This is a genomic window from Paenibacillus sp. FSL R5-0519, assembly GCF_037974275.1.
GTDB lineage: Bacteria > Bacillota > Bacilli > Paenibacillales > Paenibacillaceae > Paenibacillus.
Map to the genome: position 1 here is coordinate 3354501 of NZ_CP150234.1, position 23334 is coordinate 3377834.

Genomic DNA, 23334 nt, shown 5'->3' on the forward strand with positions numbered 1-23334 from the left:
CCTTACTCGCCCAAGATGTTCCAGAAGGATTGAAACGCGCCTTTTTCAACTTCGAGAAATGCAGGAACATTACCGTAACGAACCAAACCTTCACCGAACAGAACCAGTTGAACCTGCGTTTTGTCTTCCAGCGTGAGATAGATGATCTTGCGATCTTCTTTGCCATAGAGATTCTCTTCCAATTCCGGACTCGTTGCAATTGGTTTAGCAGCAGATAACGCAGAGATGAAGCTTTCCAGTGATTTATCCGCTGCTAACGGCTGAAACTGCTGCTTTCCATTGTTCCAGCTATCAAACGTCTCCCATTGTGCCGAGGCAACGTTACCTTCGAGATGCAGCTTACCGATCAGGTCGGCACCCGTACCAATGGTGATCCCGTTGTTCTTGTCAAATAGTTGAGCATACACCTGACCGTCGATCTCGGTGTAAGACATGATGCGGAAGTCCTTATCGTAGCCATTCACCGCATAGATGTCTGCTTCTCCAATGTTGGAAGCAAGCTCCGTGTATTTATCCTGACCACTAAGTTCGTGGATGCCGCCAGTTGTAGTACCCAGCTTCTCGCCCCGCAGAGGGAGTGCATTTGCGCCCTCAAGCAATGTTGGGGACTGTGTATAGATGTTTCCTCCATACACAACCAGCTGCAACATATCCGCCATCGCGCCTTTACCCTGAGAATCCGGCAACTCCTTCTTCGGAATCACAATCGGATCAAACGACGCGCCCGGAGTCACCTCTGCCACCTGAGGAGTTGGTGCAGCGGGTCCATTGAATTGTTGCCATACACTCGGTGCAGCCAAGCCAATGCTGGCAGCGATAACAACACTTGCTGCAATGTATAATGGTTTGCGTTGACGTTTTGGCCCCTGATTTTGCGTGTTCAAAGCTTGCTCTACCCGTTTTTTCATTTGTTCGTTTGTTTTCATATGATTCACCGCTTTCTTGTAGTTTTGTTTGAATTGTTCTTCCTTCATTACAGTTCCTCTCCTTCCAGCTCCAGCTTTAACAGCTCTCTTCCTCGCTTTAATCTCATCTTCACCGCTGACTCGCTAATCTCCAGAATCTCGCTGATTTCCCGAATTGCATAATCTTCGTAATAATACAGATGAACCACCGATCTATACTTGAGGGGCAGTGACAGCACGAGTTCGATCAGCGCGTGATCTTCCGGGTTGTCCGCTGTAAGGGCATCGACACCCTCCAGCTTGACCTCCCGTTTGCGCCAGCCTCTGCCTAATAAGGATTTGCAATGATTGGTGATGACCCGAATCAACCATGCTTTTTGATGCTCTGCATCGTTGAATGTAGGGGCTTTTTCTATTAGTTTGATGAAGGTATCCTGAGTGGCTTCCTCCGCATCTTCCCGTCTGCCAAGGTGCACCATGGCAATTCGGAACAGCGTATCCGCATATGTCTCGTAGACTTTCATCACATGATCGCCCAGCTGGGGCACTGATCGCTGCATGGTTGTTATGCCCTCCTTTATACCTCTAACACTCCTAAGGACGGCGTTTGGTCACATTTTGTTTTGGATTTTTTTATTTGTCGATTTTATTTAAAATGCAAAAAAAGAAAGCAGCTCCATGGAGAGAGTCGCTTTCTTCTTTTTCATCTTCTTCTTTATCTTTGTCTTGTCTTTGTCTTTAACTTGTTATGATACATTGTATATCTTTTCCCCGACTAGAACTTCTTCTGTAAAAGCTCGATATTATCTTCCAAGCTGCTATCCAGCTCCACGCCTACCTTCTGCAGTTTGTTTTGGTAATATGTCTTCACATCATCCCAATTGTAGTATGGGTAGGTTTTTGTTTCAATCGGGAACGCGATTTCTTCTTCATTTCTAAGCATTTTTACGAGAACATCCTTCCCATTGGAGTACAAGATCCATTGGATGTTTGCTCCCATCGGTGAGATGACTGAGCCATTCCAGTTTTGGGTCACGTCTTGCGGTTTGTCGATACTCACATTAGCTCCGGCGATATCGAGGAATGAAGAGAGTGGAATAATGGTTTCTGCGTGAGAAAAATGAAATATACCAGCCGTGTCTTTCTGCTGAATGGACTGTTCGGTAGACACGATTAATTCTTTGACCAAGGGTGCAATGATATTCTGCGGCAGATCCGTTGACGTTAAGGATGGACCTTTTTCATAAAAGTCATTAATATTATCAACGCTCTCATACCACTTTAACTGATTGGTCGTAAAATATCGCCCGAATTCAAAGTCACCTTCTCCTTTAATATTCGAAGATATGATGTACAGTTCGTATAAATTAGAAGCAGCTTCGGTTGGGTTGCTCAGCTTCACTTTTCCTTTTTCATCCTTCAGCTCGAACTCGCCAGAATTCAATCTCTGATAAAAGTCTTCAGTGAAAAATTGCAAAAGAACCTCTTTTGCATAACGAGTTCCCGTGCTCTGTGTGACATAATCCTCGTATAACTTAACCCAGTCTCCATCTTCTACATACTCGTTATACTTCGTAGCCAAGTCGTAGGGCCGCAGATAAGGGTCTTTCCCTTCTTCAAAGGCTGAAGCCAGAATGTCTACCTTGTTATCTCCCAGGCTTTCCTTTAATCCGTCAATAAACTGATCTCTGCTCTGGGGCGTTCGATCTTTGAAGGTGGCCTGAGTGATCACTTTTTTATCTGATGTAAATAGTTCTTTGAAGTTCTGTCCGACTCTGGTTCCTATCCCTTACAATTCTTCTCCACCCGTAGTGGATAACAATCCATAATGATCTTTTTCAACTTTCATAAGCTTGCCAATCTCTTTCTTCAGCTCTTTCCCCAGATTGGTAGCCTGCCCATCCTTTTCAGCGATATCGAGCAGTTCGTAGAGCGTCTTGTCGTACTTGGAACTGGATAGATGTCTGGAACCATGCCTGCCTATGTAGTTAATAAATACCGGTTCATATCCATCAGGAGCTTTTGTATAATTGGTTTCCTTAAAAGGATATGGCGTTTTGGTACCGCGGTATCCCTGCTCATCGTTAATTTTTGCTCCAACAAACACCGATTGGGTGTTGTTATCCCAGTCTACGTCTTGTCCCAGTGCCTCACCAACAGCTCTTGCCGGCACGTAAGTAACTCCATTGTAGAGAAAAGACTCTCCTTCCACCCTTTGTCCGTTCACGACCACATTAGCCGATTGTTCAGCAACTTCGATCATGCGTTTGGAAGCTGCACCATATACGTCAAACATACTCGCAGATGTTAGCATGGTGAGTGATACGACTGAAATCCCGATTTTTTTGATCATCATATTGATTAGTCTTCTCCTTAATCCGCCTATTATTGGTTTATTTTCGCTCATCATACTATAGGTGAGAAGTGTCTGCGCTGTATCCATCCTTTGTTAAATTAATGTAAAGAAATACATATAAAGATGGACGTAAAATCGCATAACGAAAAAAAGAGCCGCTCCTTAGCGACTCTTATCTTAATCTTAATCTGTATTACAGCCTATCTTGGTGCGATACATATGAACAAATTCGTTATCATGAGTCCCTCGTTCTCATAACGTCCTATATATTTTTATATCTACTCCGGACTCCGTTGGATAACCCTCTCCAATAAGTGTCTCACGGTTCAAAAAGGATAAGGCTTTACTGTCCGTAATCATTTTGGGAGAAGTCCGAAATAAAGCAGTGTTCAGCGTTTTATCGATGTTTCCGTTGTTTTCGATATAAATTTTGCAGCTATCTCCTGTGTGATCTGTCCCTTGAAGCATGTATCTTGCCGATAGCGTATGCGGGTCACCATTCTTCCCGATAATCTGAGTATCCACGCCTCCATCGAGCACTATTCCCTCAAAGTACTTTCCGGTTACACGACCTGTAAAAGTAATCATGACAACTGAATTACCTTCGCTATTCTGTAAATCAAATGATTTCTCGATGTTCACATGTACCGTAAACAGTTCCTCCAAATTCACGCGTTCCCACCTCCATATGAATTTAATTATAGCTCTACTCACCTAAAAAAGATTTACATTTACATATCTCATTCGAATCATTTAAAATGGTTTACATAATGTAAAGGTTAACATAATGTTAATGAAGGAGCTTACGACTAGCATGAGTACATTACCAAAATCAATTCGCTTTCCACTATTCATTCTGATGTTAAATCTGTTTATTGCTTTATTGGGGCAAGGGATGCTTATTCCCATTTTGCCGGAGTACTTGAAGCTCTTTCATGCGGGAGGCACCGTCGCCGGATTTCTAGTGGCAGCCTTCGGGGCAGCTCAATTCTTCTTTTCACCACTGGGAGGAAAATTATCTGACCGCTTTGGACGTAAAAAGTTGATCATGGCCGGCATGTTTCTTTCCGTTGTCTCGGATGTGATCTTTGCACTTTCAACCGCTCTGCCTCTCTTGTATGTCGCACGGATTATCGGGGGAATCAGTCTTGGTTTAATGGTTCCTGCGAATCTCGCTTATGTCGCGGATATCACAACGCCTGAGACCCGCGCGAAAGGCATGGGTTATTTTGGTGCAGCCATGAATTTGGGAATGGTGCTCGGGCCTGGTCTGGGTGGTCTCATCGCCGAGATGGGGATTCGTATGCCTTATTTCTTCGCGGCTGGTCTGGGACTGATTGCGGCATTGATGACGCTGCTGCTGCCTGAGACACTTCCCCCGGAAAAAAGAACCGTCTCCATCCGACTTCAAAAGGGAGATCACTTGGGTAAGAAAATCTGGAGTTCATTTAAAGTGCCGTATTTTAAATTCCTGATTGTGCTGCTCGTCATGACCTTTGGCCTCATGAGTTATGAGACGGTATTCGCGCTTTTTGCAGAACAAAAATACGGATTCAACGCTGCAACGATCTCCATCATTATTACCTTGGGCGCAATTATCGGTATCGTTGTGCAAATCTGGCTTTTAGATTGGTTCGTACAGCGAATCGGTGAAGTTAAGCTAATCCGTCTTTCCCTAATTATTACGCCCATCGCTTTATTATTAATGTTAATTAAAGTAAACCTGACCTTTCTGTTATTCGCTTCTGCGTTATTCTTTGCCTTTAACTCGTTTTTGCGGCCTTCACTCAGCACGTTAATATCCAAAAATGCAGGAGATCGGCAAGGCTATGCATCGGGTCTGAATACGACATTCTCCAGTCTCGGGACGGTGATTGGTCCGCTGATCGCAGGACTATTGTTTGACAAAAACATAAACTTCCCGTATATTTTTGGTGCAATTATGCTGCTCGCTTCTCTCGGACTTACCTTGAACGCATTTCGTTCGAAGAAAGGACAACGGTATACAAGTGAATGAAAACTGGCATCAACAATTGGGAAATAAACATCGTGATGATTTGATTGCAGCAGGTAAGGAGCTTTTTTTGAAATATGGATTGCTGCAAGTAAAAATTAAAGATGTATGTACGAAAGCTGAACTTAGCAGAGTGACATTTTATAAACATTTTCAGTCTATGGATGAGCTTCTTCTGGCCATTCAGATGCAACTGATTGAACATTTAACGGATGAGGTTAGCCTTACATCGGTGAAGGACATGAACGGGCGAGAACAACTCACGGTGATGTTGAATGCATGGGTTGTTTATGCCCAGGATCATCCAGACTACATCCGGTTTATTCAATTATTTGATATCAACTATGAGTTGTATGATTTTAGTCCTGAATTAAGAGAAACATACGATCGATTCAACCAGAATGGGAAAGAAAATCATTTCCTGATGGGCGCTTTATCCCAAGGTGTTGTTGACGGCAGTATTAAGAATCCGTCCCCTCCGCTCGATCTGGCTCAGTTTATCTTCACCACGATGATGGCCATGCTCCAACGTATGGTAACGATTCGTGCTGCTCATGATCACGCATTGGATATGCGGATGACGGAGCAATTTGTGAAGATGCTGCTCCAATTTGTTTGCAGCGAAGAAATATCCGAGTGATGGCGTGGTAGATGAATCGGTGAAATCAACGTTTAGTTTAAAACCAAAAGACGGATTCCGTATGCTGGGATCCGTCTTTTTTCTTCATTTTCTCTACATTGATTGACCTTTAATCCGTTTGAATGGGCAACTGTCCTCCAGCTTTCAATTGACCAAGTAAAACTTTGATCCCGGCAGACGTATTTGGCTCCTGCTTTCCATACACCGCAAGCCCTGAGCGCACGTTCTGAAGATAGATCATCTCGTAAGGGTTACCCAATGACAACAGCGTATATCGCAGATGACTCTTGTTCAGTGCATTAATCAAGGTTTGATAATCGCTCCAACCGAACTGGCTGGCTACATTCCGGAATTGGTAAGAAGCAAGAATGACATAATTCGCTTTGCCAATCGCCTGGAGCGTTTCATTCATTTTGCCTTGTCCAACAAGTGCAATTTCAGTCTTTAACGACAGGTTATTAGCAGCTTGCAACAGTTGTTTTTCAAGCTGATTCGCCTGATCCTGCTCGGCTGCGACAATCACAACCCGATCGCCTTGCTGAATTTGATCTGGAAGCATAACTTCGCGGCTGCTGAGTACGGTGACCGCTCGTTCTGCGATTTTCTGCTCCACCGCTTGATGCTCCTTCGATCCAATAATACCGTTAAGCTGATTTAGCTTTTGCGCAAGAGTCTGGTTACGTTCAAACAAACCATATTTCGCTTTCATCTCCAGGATTCGTTTCACAGATGCGTGTATGGTTTCATCCTTGATCGTTCCATTGTTCACCGCATTCACCAGCGTTTGATGGGCTGCTGCTGAATCTTTTGGCATAAGGATGATATCAACACCTGCGGAAACGGCGCGTTCTACCGATGTATTCTCCCCAAAATGCTCCGCAATGGCATTCATGGTGAATGCATCGGAAATGATGAGACCTTTATATCCCAGTTCTTCGCGAAGAAGTCCTGTCAGTACTTTTTTAGATAAGGTAGCTGGAATCGGCACACGTTCACCATCTTTGAGCGAAGTGACATGTTCGTTATCGATGGCAGGAAAAGCAATATGCGCGGTCATAATCATCTCTACCCCGTTTTCAATCGCCGCTCGAAATGGTTTTAATTCAACCGCATCCAACCGCTCGCGATGATGAGTTAGTACCGGCATTCCGAGATGGGAGTCTACCTGCGTATCTCCGTGACCCGGAAAATGCTTCACTGCCGCCATCACCCCGGATTGCTGCAAGCCCTTTATCGTTGCGAGACCTAGCCGCGTTACCAAATCTGGCTCCGAGCCAAACGAACGTATACCAATGATGGGGTTATCTGGATTACTGTTGATATCCAGCACTGGCGCAAAGTTAATCTGAATTCCCAGTGCCTTCAGTTCCTCCCCCGTCAGCTGACCAGCCGCTTCGGCAAGCGCTGCATCTCCAGTTGCGCCCAGCGCCATCTGACCTGGCAGATTCGTACCGCCTGGTATTCGCTTAATCACACCACCTTCTTGGTCGATACTAAGAAATAGCGGAATGTCACCTGCTTCTCTTTGCATATCATGTGTGAACGTTGTAAGCTGCCTCACGTCAACAATATTTTTGTCAAAAAGAATAAGTCCGCCCAAGTCTTGGTCATGGATACTGCGTTTCAGCCCCTCATTAACGGTCGTCGTCGCTTTACCATTCCATTGCCTAATATCGGGCATAAGCATCTGACCCACTTGCTCACTTACCGTCATATAAGATATCAGCTTATCCCAATCTTGCGCCCGAATGGCTGCTTCGCGTTCGAAGCGAATGACTCTCGCCATGAATACGGCATATTCAGCGCGCGTGACAGCTTGATTTGGACGGAAAGTGGTATCCGAATAACCACCGACCAAGCCGTTGGAACTCATAATAAGAATAGGCGCTGCCGCCCAATGCTTGTCCGTATCGGTCCATTTTGCGGGCTTCTTACCTTCCGGGAGTGTATATGCCCTTGTAAGGAAGGCCGCAGTCTCTGCGCGGCTAAGCGGTGCGTCCGGACGGAAGGTTCCGTTAGGGAAACCACTCGCAAGTCCATTTTTAGCAGCTATCATGATTTCTCGATGGAAAGGGTGTGTCGTTGGAACATCCGAATAGGTTGTGCCATCCACTGTTCTCTGAAGCTGATCTGGATAAAGCTCCCGTACCATAAAAGTGACGGCTTGTGCCCGTGTCACAAGAGCCTCAGGCTTGAAGATCCCATTACCGTATCCGGCTACTGTTCCCCGTTTCGCCATATACGTGATGCCATCCTCTGCCCACTTTGAATACTTAAGATCAACAAAATTTTCTTCCGCAGCTGCCGTCCCCACCCCTATAAGCACAGATCCGAGGACGGCACCAATCATCGTCATCCATTTTACATGCATTTGTTTCACTCCTGTTGTTATTCTATGGATGAATAGACGCTAATACGGTATCGTTTGTTGCGTTGACATAATTCAATGAAATGCAGATCATGACTATCCCTTCACGCCACCAATCGTCATGCCCTGTACAAAGTATTTCTGCAAGAACGGATACACCATCAGAATAGGAACACTCGCAATAATGGTCATCGTCGCTCGAATTGATGTTGGCGTAACCGCCGTTGCATTGCTCTCGGCAGACTGATAAGCATCACTTGCTGATGAAGTCGCTGAGGTCGTTGAAGTTTGCAGAATCTTCATCAATTCGTATTGCAACGTACTTAATTCTTTATTGGATGAGTTGTACAGAAATACATCGAACCAGGAATTCCATTGCCCCACCGCTACAAAGAGCGAAACGGTTGCCATTGCGGGAATCGTTAGTGGCAGGACAACACGGATAAATGTCGTGAACTCCCCTGCCCCGTCAATACGGGCTGACTCCAGAATGCCTTCAGGAAGACCTTCAATAAAAGAACGGATGACAATCATATTGAAGACTCCAATTACACCCGGAATGATATATACCCAGAAGGAACCGATCAATCCAAGGTCTCGAATCAGCAGATAACCGGGGATCAAGCCCCCGCTGAAGTACATCGTAAATACAAAAAACATCGTAACAAACTTGCGAAGCACAAACTCCTGACGACTAACCGTATACGCGAGCATGGCTGTACAGAAGACGGACACCACGGTTCCAATGACCGTACGCAACGCCGAGATCAGAGTTGCGTGATAGATATCCGATTCGCCAAAAATGTATTTGTAATTGTCCAGTGTCCATACACGAGGCCATAGATATATTCCACCCCGAATGGCATCATTTGCATTATTGAAGGATACGGCAATCATATTAACAAAGGGATAGATTGTCACAATCATCAGACATACCATGAAGATCATGTTAATGGTGTCAAACGCTCGATCCCCGGTGCTGCTATTCCGCAAGCGGGATGTGTTTCCTTCTCGCATGGCATAGGCCTCCTTTTAGAATAGTCTGCTCTCTCCCATTTTTTTCGCTATATAGTTCGCAGAGAAAAGGAAGACGAAGCTGACCACAGTTTTGAATATGCCGGCTGCTGTACCCAAGGAAAAGTTCCCCATCCCTAATCCATATTTCAGTACAAAGATGTCCAGATTCTCCGAATAATCCATATTCATCCCGTTACCCAGCAGATATTGCGGCTCGAATCCGGATTCCAGAATACTTCCCATGTTCATGATCAACAAGATCACAATAACCGGTTTCAAACCAGGCAGCGTGATATATAACATCCGTTTGAAACGACTGGCTCCATCGATCTCGGCAGCTTCATATTGCGCTGGATCAATTGCCGTAATCGCTGCCAGATAGATAATAGTGTTCCAGCCGACATCCTTCCACACCTCGGTTGCCCCAAGAATACCCCAGAAGTATTCACCTTTTCCCATCCATAGTACCGGACTATCAATCAGGTGAAGCTTCATCAGGAGCAGGTTGATAATTCCGTCTGGTGACAGTACGGTTAATACAATGCTGGAGGCAACAACCCACGAGATAAAGTGAGGCAGATAACTAACGGTTTGCACAAAGCGTTTAAATATGACATTTTTCAGTTCATTCAACAAGAGGGCCAGTGTAATTGCTGTCACAAATCCCAATACCAGTTTAATGGAACTCATGACAAGTGTGTTGCGTAGCACCCGGTAGAAGGTATTGTCTTCAAATAACGTACTAAAATGCTGCCAGCCTACCCACTGCTGATCCGAGAAGGACCTCGCCGGTTTGAAATTCTGAAAAGCCATGGTCCATCCCCATAACGGCAGGTACTTGAAGATAAAAGCCCAGATGACAAAAGGTATACACATCCAGGCAAGTGTTCGTTGTTGCACAAGACGTTTGAAGAATGAATGTGCTCTGGTTCCCTTCGGATTCGAGGCTGGCGGCATCGAGTTAAGGGAGACATTAGGTTTCTCCACGGTGAACCTGCTCCTTTCCTATGCTGTTCATCATGCGAGGAGAAACCGGAGTTTATGTTCTTTCGTCTTCTCCTGCGCATGTACAGTTTGTTTTAACGAGTTTGTTCAAAAAAAGGAATTCTTGAACACGTACTTAAAGTGTTCGTATCACCATTTTCCTGCGACTCGATCCTTCACAACTTTGGTAATGGTCGCTTCATAACCAGCTTTGTCCAATTTGTTCAATTCAGCCATGTAGGCATCCCACAGCTTATCAAAATTCGAGGGTGCTCCCAAGATCATTTCCGGCAAGTATTTACGTTGCAAATCATCCGATTTGGTCGTGAAGATCTGTTCGGGTGATCCTTGCTCCAATGCGATGGACCAAGCCGGGAACCAAGGCCGCTCTTCCGGTTTGTTGAACAATTCACTAAAAGTTTGGATACCGTAGGCTTCAAGGAATTTCTTGTCTCCCTCGGTGTAAGATGCAGCGGCCACTTCCGGCTGGTTGCCAGGGCTATAAGCGTTACCATCGGTTAGTGTAGATTCACCGCCATATTTCGGCCAATCTGTACCAAAGTAGGTGAACCCGAATTTACGGCTGAGCTCCAGATCATCATGAGCCTTGCGTTGATCTTCATTTGCATAATAAAAGCGGCCCTTTTCATCCACACTGTACGTCTCGTCCTTGATGCCCCATTGCACCAGAACCTGATTCTCTTCCTTCAGCAAATTATCAAAGTATTTGATGATACGAACAGGGTCTTTGGCGTTCACCGAGATACCGGTTGCATAGTTGTTGACGAAGCCGGGAGGATCAACATATTGATCCTTAATTCCTTCATCAAACACGATCGGAAGTGGTGCATAGCGCTTCTCATCAATGCCTGCCGAGAGCAGGTTTTTCGACGCATCCCCAATCTGCCAGCCATAATTGAAGTATCCTAACACACGACCCGAAGTCAGTTTGGCCAAATACTGGTCTTTGTTCATCGTAAAGGATTCCGGATCCAGCATCCCTTGAGCATTAATCTCATTTAACTTCTGAATCCATTTTTTCTGAGCATCTGTTCCGGCGACGACTTTCGCCTCATGGGTAGTCATGTCCACCATGACACTGCCATCGTTCGGATAACCGGCGAGATGCATCGCTGGATTCTGCAAGGTGAAGAAGTTATTGGCGACACCTGCAAGTGACACAAATCCGATCGTCTCTGCACCATCAACTGTTGGATGTTTTTCCTTGTAATCCTGAATCAGATCAAAATATTCATCCAGTGTAGTGATCTTTGGATAATTAAACTCTTTGAGCACAGAGCGCTGAATCCAGAAAGCTCCCCCACCAACATTTGGACTACCTGAATACTCACCTTGGTTAGCCGTATAAGGCAGCGCATAGATTTTTCCGTCTTCTGCATTTTTCATTTTATCGAAGTATGGTCCATATACCCGTTTGATATTAGGGCCGTATTCCTCAATCAGATCATCCAGCGGGATATAGGCCCCGGCATCCAATAACTTGGACATCTCACCACTGGAGCTAATGACATCTGGATAGTCTCCACTGGCAATCATGACACCGGCTTTTGTCGCACTATCACCTACCAGATATTCCAACTTCCAGTCCACACCTGTTTGTTCTTGCAACACTTTACCGATTGTTGTTTCGCTTGCCAGAGTATCCTTCTTGCCTGGAGAGAACATATAATATGAGAACGTGACTGGACTGTTCTCATCATCACCTGTGGCTGAAGGTGATGACGAATTGTTCTGACTGCACCCAGCCAGCAAAACAGTCACTAATACAGCTAAACTTGCTATTCTAACTTTCGCTTTTAACATGTGAATATTCCCCCGTTCCTTATGGTCTCTATGGATTGCACTCACCATTTGCCAGCTACACGATCTTTCACTGCCTGTGTTATCGTAGATTCATATGTTTTCTTGTCCAGTTGATTCAATTGACTCATATACTCATTCCATGTGTTCTCGAACGTGGAAGGCGAGTCCATAATCATTTTGGGTAAATATTTCTTCTGGAGATCTTCTGCCTTGGTGATGAAAATCTGTTCAGGAGAGCCCTGCTCCAATGCAATGGACCAAGCAGGAGACCAAGGACGCTCATCCGGTGTGCTGAATAGTTCTGTGAATGTCTCCACACCATATTTCTCTAACAACAGCTTGTCACCGTCCGTGTAACTAAAGGTAGCCACTTCTGGTTGATTGCCTGGTCCATAGGCGTTGCCATCCTCCAGTACGGAGTTATTGCCGTAACGAGGCCAGCTGTAATTAAAATAGTCAAAGCCGAACTTACGACTTAATTCGGGATCTTCATGTGCTTTGCGTTGGTCATCATTTTTGAAATAAAAGCGACCTTCGTCATTCACACTATACGTCTCGTCCTCAATGCCCCATTGCACCAGAATCTGGTTTTCTTCCTTGAGCAAATTATCAAAATATTTAACAATTCGCACGGGATCTTTGGCATTGACGGTAATTCCGACACCATAGTTGTTCACAAAGCCTGGCGGGTCCACATACTGGTCCTTGACACTGTCATCAAATACGATCGGTAGAGATACGTAACGTTTTTCATCAATACCAGCCTTCTTGAGGTTGTTCGTTGCGTCTCCAACCTGCCAGGAGTAACTGAAATATCCCAGCACCCGACCGGACGTCAACTTGGCGAGATACTGATCCTGGTTCATTGTGAAGGATTCGGGATCAAACATCCCCTGTGCGTTAACCTCGCTCAGCTTCTGAATCCATTGTTTCTGATAATCAGATCCGGCTACCAGTTTGGCTTCATGGCTCTGCATATCCACCATCACACTGCCATCGTTTGGATAACCTGCCAGATGCATGGCCGGATTTAACAGGGTGAAGAAGCTGCCCGACTCACCCGCAAGTGTGGCGAAGCCGATGGTTTCTTTTCCATCGATCTGCGGATGCTTTTGCTTATATTGCTCAATCAAGTCAAAATATTCGTCTAGCGTTTTGATCTTGGGATAGTTAAACTCTTTGAGCACAGCACGCTGAATGTAAAAGCCGGTTTGAAAATTAGGCTCTGACACATAACCAATGTTGGCTGTGTATGGCAAGAAATAGATCTTTCCATCCTCCTGTCTGAATTTGTCCATATAAGGCCCGTATACCCGCTTGATGTTAGGCCCGTATTGATCGATCAGTTCATCCAGTGGGATAAAAGATCCTGCATCCATCAACTTGGCCATTTCACCACTGGAGTCGATGATGTCGGGGTAATCCCCACTCGCAATCATGACTCCTGCCTTGGTTGCACCATCGCCGACCAGATATTCCATCTTCCAGTCAACACCTGTTTGTTCCTGTAACTCCTTGCCAATGGTCGTGCTGCTTGCCAGAATATCCTTCTTGCCACCGCCAAACGTGAAATATTTAAAGGTGACCGGGGTGTTGTCATTACTGTCAGGATAAGAGGCTTCCGGACTGGCTTTATTGCAACCTCCCAGCGTTACAGCCAGTAAAATTGCCAGACCTGTTATAATGTTTCTTTTTCTAAACATGTAGCAAATGCCCCCTTCAAGTATTGTTTGTGTCTTTAAGCCTTCTCAATATATCAAGATAGCGCTTTCAAAGTTACCCATGAAAGTGTACCTCCTACTTTGAAAAGTATATCCCTCATATTTAGTCGCCTGGCATGGCTGATGGATCAAGTGGAAGCTTAATATGGATACGTGTTCCTTCTCCTTCCCCTGTCTGGATGTCGAATGTAAAGTGATTTTTATAGCAAAGTTTTAAGCGACTATACGCATTTTTCATGCCAACATGCTCTCCCATATCCGTGTTCTGATTCAGATAGCTCAGCAATTCTTCCAATCTAGCTTGTGACATCCCTATTCCGTTATCCGTTAGTCGGATAAGTAGGTGGTCAATTTCAGTTGAAACGAAGAGTTGTATGATGCCTACACCCGGAGATGATTCAATACCATGAATACTTGCATTTTCCACAAAGGGGAGAATTACCATCTTGGGGATTCGGTATATCAGTACCGCAGGATCAGCTTCAATGCTGTATTGGAGTTTGTCGCCAAAACGATATTTCTGGATTTGCAAAAAACTCTCGATGAGTTCAAGTTCTTCCTTCACTGTCACATCATTCTGATTCCAACTGATCGACTTGCGAAACATCTTGGCCATGTTATGCACAATTTTGGCGGTCTCTTTCTCGCCCTTGATGAGGCTCCGCATCCGTACCGACTCCAGGGTATTAAACAAAAAATGAGGGTTGATCTGGCTATGGAGTGCATGAAGCTGAGCTTGCTGCTGTTTTAACTCCAGGTCTTTCTTCTGAATGTCAGCTAGATATACCTCATGAATCAAGTTATGGATCGTCTCGGTCATTCGATTAAATTCCATCGTGAGTTGACCGATCTCATCTCTTGCATCTTCAGGCGGAATCGTCTGAAAATTCTGTGTTTTCACTTTTTTCATATGTTTTAGAATCCGCACCAGTCTGACATGGATGGATCTGGACATGGCCGCGATGATGATGGAAGGCAAGACAAAATTAATGCAAGCAAGCCAAACCACGAAGGAACGGGACTTCCGTACCTCTTTCAGCACAATTTCTTCATCCATAACACCATGCAGGGACCACCCTTCCAGATAGTTAATGCCTGTATACGTAAGTTCAAAGGGAATCATTTTGTTCGGAAACTGGATCTCGCTGTAACGTTTCCCTATCTGAGATGCTTCTGTTGAATCATTTGAAAATTGGATCCGTCCTTCCGGATCAACCAGATACACTTTTCCGTCAAATCCACTGTTGTGAAAATACTGCTTGATCATATCCATGTTGAGGTCAATTTTAAGTAACTGCTCTCTCCCCCCAGTGTCCAGATTGTCGAGCCTTTGTACCAGACTCAACATCTGATCCGCTGAGATCAGAGCCGGATAAGGAGCAGTGTATGCCTGAAATTGAACGTACCAGTTAGAGCTTCGGACCACGTCAGTTAAACGATCAATATAACCGGAAGATAAAATGGTAGGATTATCGGTATACACTTGATACCAGCGAATCCCCTGATTCAATTGACCGGAGAATTGCCCCTTCAGGTACGAGTTATAAGCGTCAATGTACTCAAAATGACTTCGAAATGAACGCGAGATGGTGTCATTGAACACAGGATCCGTATATAACGAATAAGAGAGTCCGACGCCCTGATCAATGGTTACACGCAGGTCGTTCTTCAGATTGTTCAAGGCCATGCCGGCATCACGAGTTTTCTGACTACGAATATTGGCGGATGTAACATTGTAGAACACCACATTGGTAACAACAATGGGAATAAACACCGACAGGACATACATCAGCAGTAGTTTATCTCGAAGCTTCATGTAGTTCAGGTTCCATCTTGGCATTGTGCACCTCGCTGCTCATTTCCCATAAGGAGATTGCGATACTCTGTAGGAGATAACTTAACAAGTTTCTCAAACTGTGTTACAAAATAATCCGCATTCTGAAATCCTACGCGTGCAGCGACCTCGTACATTCTCAGATCCGTCTGCCGCAGTAACTTCTTCGCCTCATGAATCCGCAGGTTCAGCAAATAGTCATTGAAGTATTGATTGTAGCTTTTGCGGAATAACCGCCCAAGATAAACGGGATTCATGTAGAAGAGCGCAGCAATGCTTTTGAGATTGATGTTCTCGGTGTAATTTGCATCAATATACCGTTTGATCTTGCTGATATCCCCTTTGGATCGCTCCATTCGCAAATGAGACACATAATCCTCTGCTTCCTCCAGCGCCATGAGAAAAGCATTCTTTAGTAGTCTTAAATTCCAACCTTCATGACTTTGTTGTGCCAGCTCCTTTAGCTGCTGCAGCCCTTCATCAGTACCATCCATTTCGTGGACTACAGCGAGAATTCCCGTTATATAATGCAACAGAGAACCAGCTACAGCCTGAGGAGAAAATCGATTCATATGAAACCATTTGAATTTCTCTTCTACAATGTTGTGGTAAGCAGCCCTATCCCCCTCTTCCAGGCTCAAGATTAATTGATCTACCTCCTCCTGGTATACATTAAAAACAAACAGTGGTTTGTCTTTGATCTCCGTATAGCGCACGACACCACCAGTTTCTGCATATTTATGCTTGGCTGCTTCTTTAGCCGCCATAAGGGATTGTGGGATATCTCCAATCTCTTTGACGAGTGTTCCTGCGTAAAGACCGATGTCCATATTAAGCTTTGTGCTCAGTGTTATATGAATAGAATGCAGCTTATCCTGTAACGCCAAGCCACCTTGATCAGGTTTAGACCACAACATTAATAATGCAAACATGCCGTGCTGTTGCTCACAGATGAACATTTGGCATAAGTTACTCTCGAGAGACTGTACTGCTTCACGGAGCTGTTCAATGGTAATTTTAATTTCATCTAATCCGGTCTGAAGTTCAATCAAAGTCACGAGCAGATTGGAATTATGATTGATTCCGAGCATCTCGGCATATCGAGGTTCATCCTGCTTCTGTACATGACCTTTGATCAGATCCTCCAACATGATGTTACTGGCCTGTCCCTTAGCCATGAGCATATGTTTTCTTTTGTTGCAAATGAGATTAGCCGACTTCTGCAACGTCGCCGTCAGTTCTTCATCATCAATAGGCTTCAGAATATAGTCTTGAACACCGTACCTGATTGCCTGCTGTGCATATTTGAAGTCATGATAACCACTGATGATAATGAACACAGGTTCCAGATGAGGCATTTTCTCTACGGCACGAATAAGTTCCAGTCCATCCAGGATCGGCATACGAATATCGGTTATAATCACGTCTGGCTGCAGGCGTTCAATCAGATCCAGTGCCTCTAGACCGTTCTCTGCCTCTCCGATAATCTCCATATCAAGATCAATCCAGCTAATGAGCTCATATAGCCCTTTTCGTACATACATCTCGTCATCTACCAGTAGTACTGATAACATCTTTTTGTCCCCTTTCTTCCAACGAAAATACCCCCGCCAGAAACTACTACCTCCCATCTAGAAGCGGTTTCATTAATTATACTCAAATATGTAATATGCTTACATTTTATAGGTTGCATTCTGTAATTTCATTGCATAGATCGTTATATTTATTGCGCGAAAGGACTATTGAAAACATCGATTTCACACGTAAAAGCCATTGATTCAGCTTGAATCAATGGCTTTTTCTTAGCTCATAAAAGAAAAAGAGCGAATTCACCCGTCAATTCTGTCGGGCGATATTCGCTCATATAAATCGGTAACTTTATTAATAACTAATCTATTAATTCCAATGATATCCTTTTAATTCAATCATGGAATTCGGGCCTGGAAAGGTTAATTCTATCTTTTGGTCCTGATAGGACACGGTTACAGAAGTTTCTGCAATAGAGCGAATTCTGGTATTCAACAGACGACCCGCTTCCCATTCCAGATCTAATTCAAATCCGCCACGAGCCCGAATACCATGAATATATCCTGTTGGCCAGGCTGCGGGCAAAGCAGGTAACAATCGGAGTACTCCGTCATGGCTCTGGAGAAGCATCTCTCCTATACCTGCAGTACCTCCAAAGTTCCCATCAATTTGGAATGGAGGATGATCACAAAACAGATTGGGTAACGTGGAGGAACGTAGAAGCTCCACGATGTTATCGTGTGCAAGTTCCGACTCCTCTAATCGTGCCCACATGTTGAGAATCCACGCCCTGCTCCATCCGGTGTGTCCACCACCGTGTTCCAATCTTCTGTCGAGTGTTACGCGAGCTGCCTTAGCCAGATCAGGCGTGGCTTGCGCCGTAATTTGCGTTCCCGGATGCAAAGCGAATAAATGGGAAATATGTCTGTGGCCAGGTTCCAATTCATCATAATCGTTACTCCACTCTTGGATTTGGCCATGTTTTCCAATGGAGGTCTCCGGTATTTTGGTTAAAGCATTACGGAGCTGTTCTCCGAATTCCTGATCTTCTTGCAAGATCCGTGTACTCTCAATGCAGCGCGTGAAGAGCTCTCTAATAATCTGATTGTCCATCGAAGCACCAAAGCATAAAGCCCCCGATTCTCCATTATCTAATACATAGCGATTCTCCGGTGAGGAGGAAGGACATATTACCCAATTGCCGGAAGGATCTTCTATCAGATAATCCAGAATAAACATAGCCGCATCTTTCATCGTGGCGTAAACTTTTTGAAGAAACTGAACATCCTGATTGTATTCATAATGGTCCCACAGATGTAATGAAAGCCACGCTCCTCCCATGGTCCAAAACGTCGATGTCATGCATACATCCTGCGGAGCAGCGTCAGCCCAAATATCCGAATTGTGGTGGGCGACGAACCCCCTGCATCCGTACATGATTCTAGCAGTTTCCTTTCCTCGAACATGCAGTCGCTCTATAAAATCAAACAAGGGAACGTGACATTCAGAAAGATTACAGCTCTCTGCGAGCCAGTAGTTCATCTGTGCATTAATGTTAATCGTATATTTGCTATCCCATACAGGAAGCATGTCTTTGTTCCATATCCCTTGGAGATTTGCCGGTAAAGAACCTGTACGGCTGCTTGAGATAAGTAGATAACGACCGAATTGAAAGTATAGACTTATCAGTTCCGGATCATGTTTACCAGTTCTAAGCCGTTCAAGGCGCTGATCGATTGGAAGTTCGGAACAGATAACATCTGTATGATCATCTTCGAGATGTATATCCATCTTTTTGAATAAGGATTGATAATCCGAGACATGATCGGCGAGCAGCTCGTTATATGACTTTGTGGAAGCGGATTCAATTCTTCGGAGGCACTCTGCTTCGAGTTGTTCCTTGGGTATTCGGAAATCCGTGCAGGCCGAGATTAGAATAGTCGCTGAGTTACCATCCTTCAGAGAAAGCTGTCCGCTTGAATAATGAACCTGCCCTCCTTCAGATATAATGCGAATCCCGCAACAAAATCGAATTCCTTCTTCTCCCCCACTTCTTCCTCGGATAATCAAGTTATTCGTTCCACGCTTCTCGATCCGATCCAGATAGGATTGGAAACCAACAGGATGTTTGAGAATATTGGACCATGATGATGATTCCAGAACAGTTCCCCTGCCAAAAATAGTGGAGAAAGATAACTTTCCAGGTACGCTGGATTTGAGATGAACAACGAGCACTTGATCCGGGTAGTTAGCAAAATAATCACGGCTGTATATGGATTGATCTACGGTATAATGCAGGTTTACCTTACCTTGTTCCAGATCGAGATGTCTTTGATAATCATTCGGTTCTTGTCCACTGTGATCCATAGCGATGTAGAAGTCGCCTAATGGCTCGTAATGTCTTTGCCCGTCAGGAACACCTACCAGAGTATCTGCTGCGAGTTCTTCTGCTTCACTAATCTTGCCATCAAAAATCAGGTTTCTGATCTGAGATAAAGATTCAAGGGCATGAGGATTATTCCGCTGCATCTGGCCACCATACCACAGGCTATCCTCATTAAGCTGAATTCTCTCGATCTGTGTTTTTCCAAAAATCATACCTCCAAGAGTTCCATTTCCGATAGGCAATGCCTCTTCCCATGTTCTAGCAGGTTGATTAAACCAGATATTTTTGGTCTTCACTTTTAACCCTCCAACGAATTATAATTCCTCACATTTCTTCTCATGTTTAGTATGTTCCGTTCGTATGTTATTTTAAGTGTACTGTAATCTCAAGAGCATTTAAATGAACAAAACTAACTTGAATTATCACAATTTTATCGTAGCGAAAAAGTTTAATCGTAAATTCCAAAGTGAACAGAAAAAGTGCGACTATCGCACCAACCATTTCGTTCAATCTACGCACCACCAGAAACGTATTTTTTCTTATGTTAATCGTATAGACAAATAAAGTTGCTATTATAGCAACTTTATTAAAAGGCATCTTTAGAATTCTTAAGCATGTTCAGGTTCATAAATCCCGTAACCGTTCTTGCCATTCTTTTTAATCATGTACATGGCTTGATCGGCATATCTTAGAAGTTCGGAAGGCTCTTGTCCATGGGTTGGAAACAGGCTAATGCCTATACTTATGGATAGATTAATATGGTTTCCAGCAATTTTGAAATGCGTACTGAATGCAGCATCCAACTTTTTGGCAATCGTTATAGCCTCTTGATCATTCTGTAGATGGCTTAAGATAGTGAATTCATCCCCGCCGAGCCGGGCAACCATGTCTGTGCTCGGGATCGTTTCTCTGAAACGTTTTGCCATCTCCATCAACACTTGATCCCCGACATCGTGTCCATATGTATCATTCACTTGCTTGAATCCATCGGCATCGACAAACATGACAGCAAGTTTGCTATCTTGTCTTTGTGCATTACTAATTGACCAGGCAAGACGGTCATTATAAGCAAGACGATTAGGCAGACCGGTAAGCACATCATGCAAAGACAGATGTTTGCTCATTCTCGCGGACTTTTTAATTGTGGTATATTCCGTCTCAAGTTCTTTAATCAGATTTTTAAGTTTATACACACGGGTATTTGTATTCGTCATGTCAGTAATCTGAATAAGGGCATAACTGTGATCTTCCAGATAGAGTGGCTCCACGTGCATATTTTGTCTGAATATATATTCATCCTCGCCTTCCCTCGGGAGAATGAATGCCTTATGTAAAGCGCTTGAGCAAAATCTGCTCTGACCGTGATACAACGCATTTTGCAAAATATTCTGATACATGTTCGACTTAAACCGTGGGCAGACTTCAAGCAGATTCAGTCCTATAACCTCTTCCGCATTTTTGCCAGTAAAGCGTTCCAGCCAGCCATTCCAAAGAACAACTTTCAATTGTCTATCGACAATGAGCATGCCTATATTGGCTTTTTTCAGTGCTTGTGATAGAAAATTATTCATGGCCAGCTCCTAGCAATGCATCAATTTTGTCTAGCAAAATGGAGATGGAGCTCATACTTAACGCAATAATAATTATTCCTTTCACGTCCGTTTCGGCGAGCAAAAACGATGTATGGAGAACAAGTACATATACTTCGTTTTGAAGCAGTATTTCCGGGTCAGAGTGAGTGCCATGAATTAATTCAATATCCGGCAGTACATATTCGAGTTTTAACTCAAGGAAATTTCCAAATTCTCCAATGATGGCATTGAGAAGCACATTGCTGACTTCTTTCAACACATCCAGATCGGTATCCATCAAGCGGAAGTTTTCAGGTATGGTCTCAGTGAGCTCCCCAAGACACATATTTGCCAGGATTTTAGCCTGCTCAGCGGGAAACATCAAAAAAGCTTTTCCTTGAAACTCATAGCCAAATTGAAGAGAAGACCTGAATAGATGCCCTTCATTGAAAAAAATGTTATATCTCCGATCTTTCCGATCAACATCGGAGAAAGAAATCAGTTCTACATCAGGAATGTTCAATACAATATGCCTGTCAACAATCTCTGATAACATATTGGCAGCTTGTCCCACGTATACGTTCACAAGTTCAGTAAGCAAATCCTTCTGCAATTCATTCAGCATGATTGGTCACCCGAATTAATTCAACCAACGTATTTGCTTTATCAACAGTTAAAGGCTTATTTAAAAAGCCTGAGATTCCCAGACTCTCTACTTCTTCACGTGTCGCCTTCTGGATATCCGCGGATAAAATAATAATATGTACATCCCAATCGATTTCCCGAATCATACGAAGCATTTCTTGTCCATTCAAACCAGGCATTAACAGATCCGTTATGATAAGATCAGGCTTGAATGCCTGATATAAGTTATATCCTTGCTCTCCATTGCTTGCAATCTGAATCTCGCAATCCGTAATATGATCCATAATTAGCTTCCGGACCAATTTCTGTACAAAGATGGAGTCTTCCACAATTAGTACTTTCATTTTCTTTAGTCTCCTCGTCAACAATGTTAAAGCTTGAGAAATTCAGGTGTTGTAGACAGTTCTTTAATAAGGAGCACTTGCGCTATTAGCACTCCTGTAATTTATAGAAGTAAAACAATTTATAATACAGTAGTGTCAAATAGATTGTCAACAATATTGTTGAACAAAACTTTTTCGTACTTCTGCTGTAACTCCCCTTTGTGGATAAATGGCTCTAAACAAGTCAAAAACGGCCACGCATGTGGCCGTTCTGGAGTATTAATCTTTAACTGAATCTGTTTACCAATCAAGTTTACTCTTTTACCCCGCCAAGCTGCAAGCCATGAACGAAATACTTCTGCAAAAATGGATATACAACCAAGATCGGCAATGCGGCAACAATTGTAATGGCTGCCCGAATAGATACAGGAGTGACCATGTTGCGCGCAGCGCCAAGATCTGCCCCATTGGCAACGGCTGCACTGCTGTTGGAATTCATGGAAGAAGATAATAGTTTCATCAACTCATATTGCAGCGTACTCAGGTTTTGTTTGGAAGAAGCATAGAGGAACGTATCGAACCAAGAGTTCCACTGGCCGACTGCAATGAACAGTGCAACCGTTGCCAACACTGGTTGGCACAGCGGTAGAATAATGGACATGAACGTTCTGAAATCTCCAGCACCATCAATTTTGGCAGATTCGATCAGTCCCTCAGGTAGTGTCTGGATATAGGTTCGAATAACGATCATATTAAAAGCACTGATCAACCCAGGAATAATGTACACCAGAAAGTTGTTTAACAAATGTAAATCTTTCATTAGGAAGTACGTTGGAATAAGACCTGCACTAAAATACATCGTAAGAACAACAATAATGGTAATGGGCTTTCGTAATATATAGTCTTTTCGGCTTAGCGTGTAAGCCAGCATGGAGGTTAAGAATAGACTTAATACTGTCCCCAAAACCGTTCTCGCCACAGATATACCAAAGGCGCTGAAGATGGTTCCTCCTGCAAATACTGCTCTGTAGTTTTGATCTGTCCATACCCGAGGCCACAGATAAATCCCACCCCGGATGGTGTCATTACCGGCATTGAACGATACGGCGAGTGTATTCACAAACGGATACAGGGTAACAATCGCGATTGCGATCATCAGTATACCATTTAACGTATGGAAGACAATCGGTTCAAGCCGAGATTTATTGATTCCCATCTC

At 44.0% G+C, this 23334-nt stretch carries 19 protein-coding genes; 2 read left to right on the plus strand and 17 right to left on the minus strand.

Annotation, left to right across the window (positions count from 1 at the left end):
- Window positions 1-2: 2 nt before the first annotated feature.
- The 5 genes from MKY73_RS15145 to MKY73_RS15165 all read right to left on the minus strand — a co-directional run bounded on the left by MKY73_RS15145 (window position 3) and on the right by MKY73_RS15165 (window position 3933).
- A complete protein-coding gene (locus MKY73_RS15145; RefSeq protein WP_339302433.1) occupies window positions 3-974 on the minus strand; it encodes a hypothetical protein in 972 nt (323 codons plus the stop codon).
- Window positions 974-1465 (minus strand): sigma-70 family RNA polymerase sigma factor, encoded by a 492-nt coding sequence (locus MKY73_RS15150; protein ID WP_339302434.1) that lies wholly within the window; start codon window positions 1463-1465, stop codon window positions 974-976. Before MKY73_RS15150 ends, MKY73_RS15145 begins: the two co-directional genes overlap by 1 nt.
- 215 nt (window positions 1466-1680) lie before the next feature.
- Complete coding sequence (locus tag MKY73_RS15155) at window positions 1681-2691, minus strand: histidine-type phosphatase (RefSeq protein ID WP_339308613.1); 1011 nt, start codon at window positions 2689-2691, stop codon at window positions 1681-1683.
- Between the two features lie 3 nt (window positions 2692-2694).
- Window positions 2695-3261 carry a copper amine oxidase N-terminal domain-containing protein gene (locus tag MKY73_RS15160; RefSeq protein ID WP_339302435.1) on the minus strand — a complete coding sequence of 189 codons (567 nt, stop codon included), beginning with the start codon at window positions 3259-3261 and terminating at the stop codon, window positions 2695-2697.
- A gap of 252 nt (window positions 3262-3513) precedes the next feature.
- On the minus strand, window positions 3514-3933 hold the full coding sequence (locus MKY73_RS15165; protein WP_339302436.1) for a DUF3237 domain-containing protein: 420 nt from the start codon (window positions 3931-3933) through the stop codon (window positions 3514-3516).
- A gap of 142 nt (window positions 3934-4075) precedes the next feature.
- On the opposite strand from MKY73_RS15165, the gene MKY73_RS15170 reads away from it, so the two are divergent.
- Together MKY73_RS15170 and MKY73_RS15175 are read left to right on the plus strand one after the other, a co-directional pair.
- Window positions 4076-5278, plus strand: coding sequence for an MFS transporter (locus MKY73_RS15170; protein WP_339302437.1), 1203 nt, complete (start codon window positions 4076-4078; stop codon window positions 5276-5278).
- On the plus strand, window positions 5271-5915 hold the full coding sequence (locus MKY73_RS15175; protein ID WP_339302438.1) for a TetR/AcrR family transcriptional regulator: 645 nt from the start codon (window positions 5271-5273) through the stop codon (window positions 5913-5915). Before MKY73_RS15170 ends, MKY73_RS15175 begins: the two co-directional genes overlap by 8 nt.
- 109 nt (window positions 5916-6024) lie before the next feature.
- On the opposite strand, the gene MKY73_RS15180 is transcribed toward MKY73_RS15175, so the two are convergent.
- The 12 genes from MKY73_RS15180 to MKY73_RS15235 form a co-directional block, all read right to left on the minus strand.
- Window positions 6025-8286: a glycoside hydrolase family 3 N-terminal domain-containing protein gene (locus MKY73_RS15180; RefSeq protein WP_339302439.1), complete on the minus strand. Its 2262-nt coding sequence runs from the start codon at window positions 8284-8286 to the stop codon at window positions 6025-6027.
- A 93-nt stretch (window positions 8287-8379) separates the two neighbouring features.
- Window positions 8380-9300, minus strand: a complete 921-nt coding sequence (locus MKY73_RS15185) for a carbohydrate ABC transporter permease (protein WP_339302440.1) — start codon at window positions 9298-9300, stop codon at window positions 8380-8382.
- Between the two features lie 15 nt (window positions 9301-9315).
- Entirely contained in the window at window positions 9316-10257 is a 942-nt protein-coding gene (locus MKY73_RS15190; protein WP_339243073.1) for an ABC transporter permease subunit, read from the minus strand.
- Between the two features lie 177 nt (window positions 10258-10434).
- A complete protein-coding gene (locus MKY73_RS15195) occupies window positions 10435-12108 on the minus strand; it encodes an ABC transporter substrate-binding protein (RefSeq protein WP_339302441.1) in 1674 nt (557 codons plus the stop codon).
- Window positions 12109-12149: 41 nt separating this feature from the next.
- The gene (locus MKY73_RS15200; protein ID WP_339302442.1) at window positions 12150-13811 is read right to left on the minus strand and encodes an ABC transporter substrate-binding protein; all 1662 of its coding nucleotides are present in this window, start codon (window positions 13809-13811) and stop codon (window positions 12150-12152) included.
- Between the two features lie 121 nt (window positions 13812-13932).
- Window positions 13933-15669: a sensor histidine kinase gene (locus MKY73_RS15205; RefSeq protein ID WP_339302443.1), complete on the minus strand. Its 1737-nt coding sequence runs from the start codon at window positions 15667-15669 to the stop codon at window positions 13933-13935.
- Window positions 15651-17237, minus strand: coding sequence for a response regulator (locus MKY73_RS15210; RefSeq protein WP_339302444.1), 1587 nt, complete (start codon window positions 17235-17237; stop codon window positions 15651-15653). The genes MKY73_RS15205 and MKY73_RS15210 overlap by 19 nt, the downstream gene beginning before the upstream one ends.
- Before the next feature lie 322 nt (window positions 17238-17559).
- Complete coding sequence (locus tag MKY73_RS15215) at window positions 17560-19872, minus strand: glycoside hydrolase family 95 protein (RefSeq protein ID WP_339302446.1); 2313 nt, start codon at window positions 19870-19872, stop codon at window positions 17560-17562.
- A gap of 312 nt (window positions 19873-20184) precedes the next feature.
- The gene (locus tag MKY73_RS15220; RefSeq protein WP_339302447.1) at window positions 20185-21147 is read right to left on the minus strand and encodes a diguanylate cyclase; all 963 of its coding nucleotides are present in this window, start codon (window positions 21145-21147) and stop codon (window positions 20185-20187) included.
- The gene (locus tag MKY73_RS15225) at window positions 21140-21772 is read right to left on the minus strand and encodes a chemotaxis protein CheC (protein WP_339242714.1); all 633 of its coding nucleotides are present in this window, start codon (window positions 21770-21772) and stop codon (window positions 21140-21142) included. The genes MKY73_RS15220 and MKY73_RS15225 overlap by 8 nt, the downstream gene beginning before the upstream one ends.
- On the minus strand, window positions 21762-22136 hold the full coding sequence (locus MKY73_RS15230; protein WP_339302448.1) for a response regulator: 375 nt from the start codon (window positions 22134-22136) through the stop codon (window positions 21762-21764). Before MKY73_RS15230 ends, MKY73_RS15225 begins: the two co-directional genes overlap by 11 nt.
- A gap of 292 nt (window positions 22137-22428) precedes the next feature.
- Entirely contained in the window at window positions 22429-23331 is a 903-nt protein-coding gene (locus MKY73_RS15235; protein ID WP_339242711.1) for a carbohydrate ABC transporter permease, read from the minus strand.
- Between the last annotated feature and the right edge of the window lie 3 nt (window positions 23332-23334).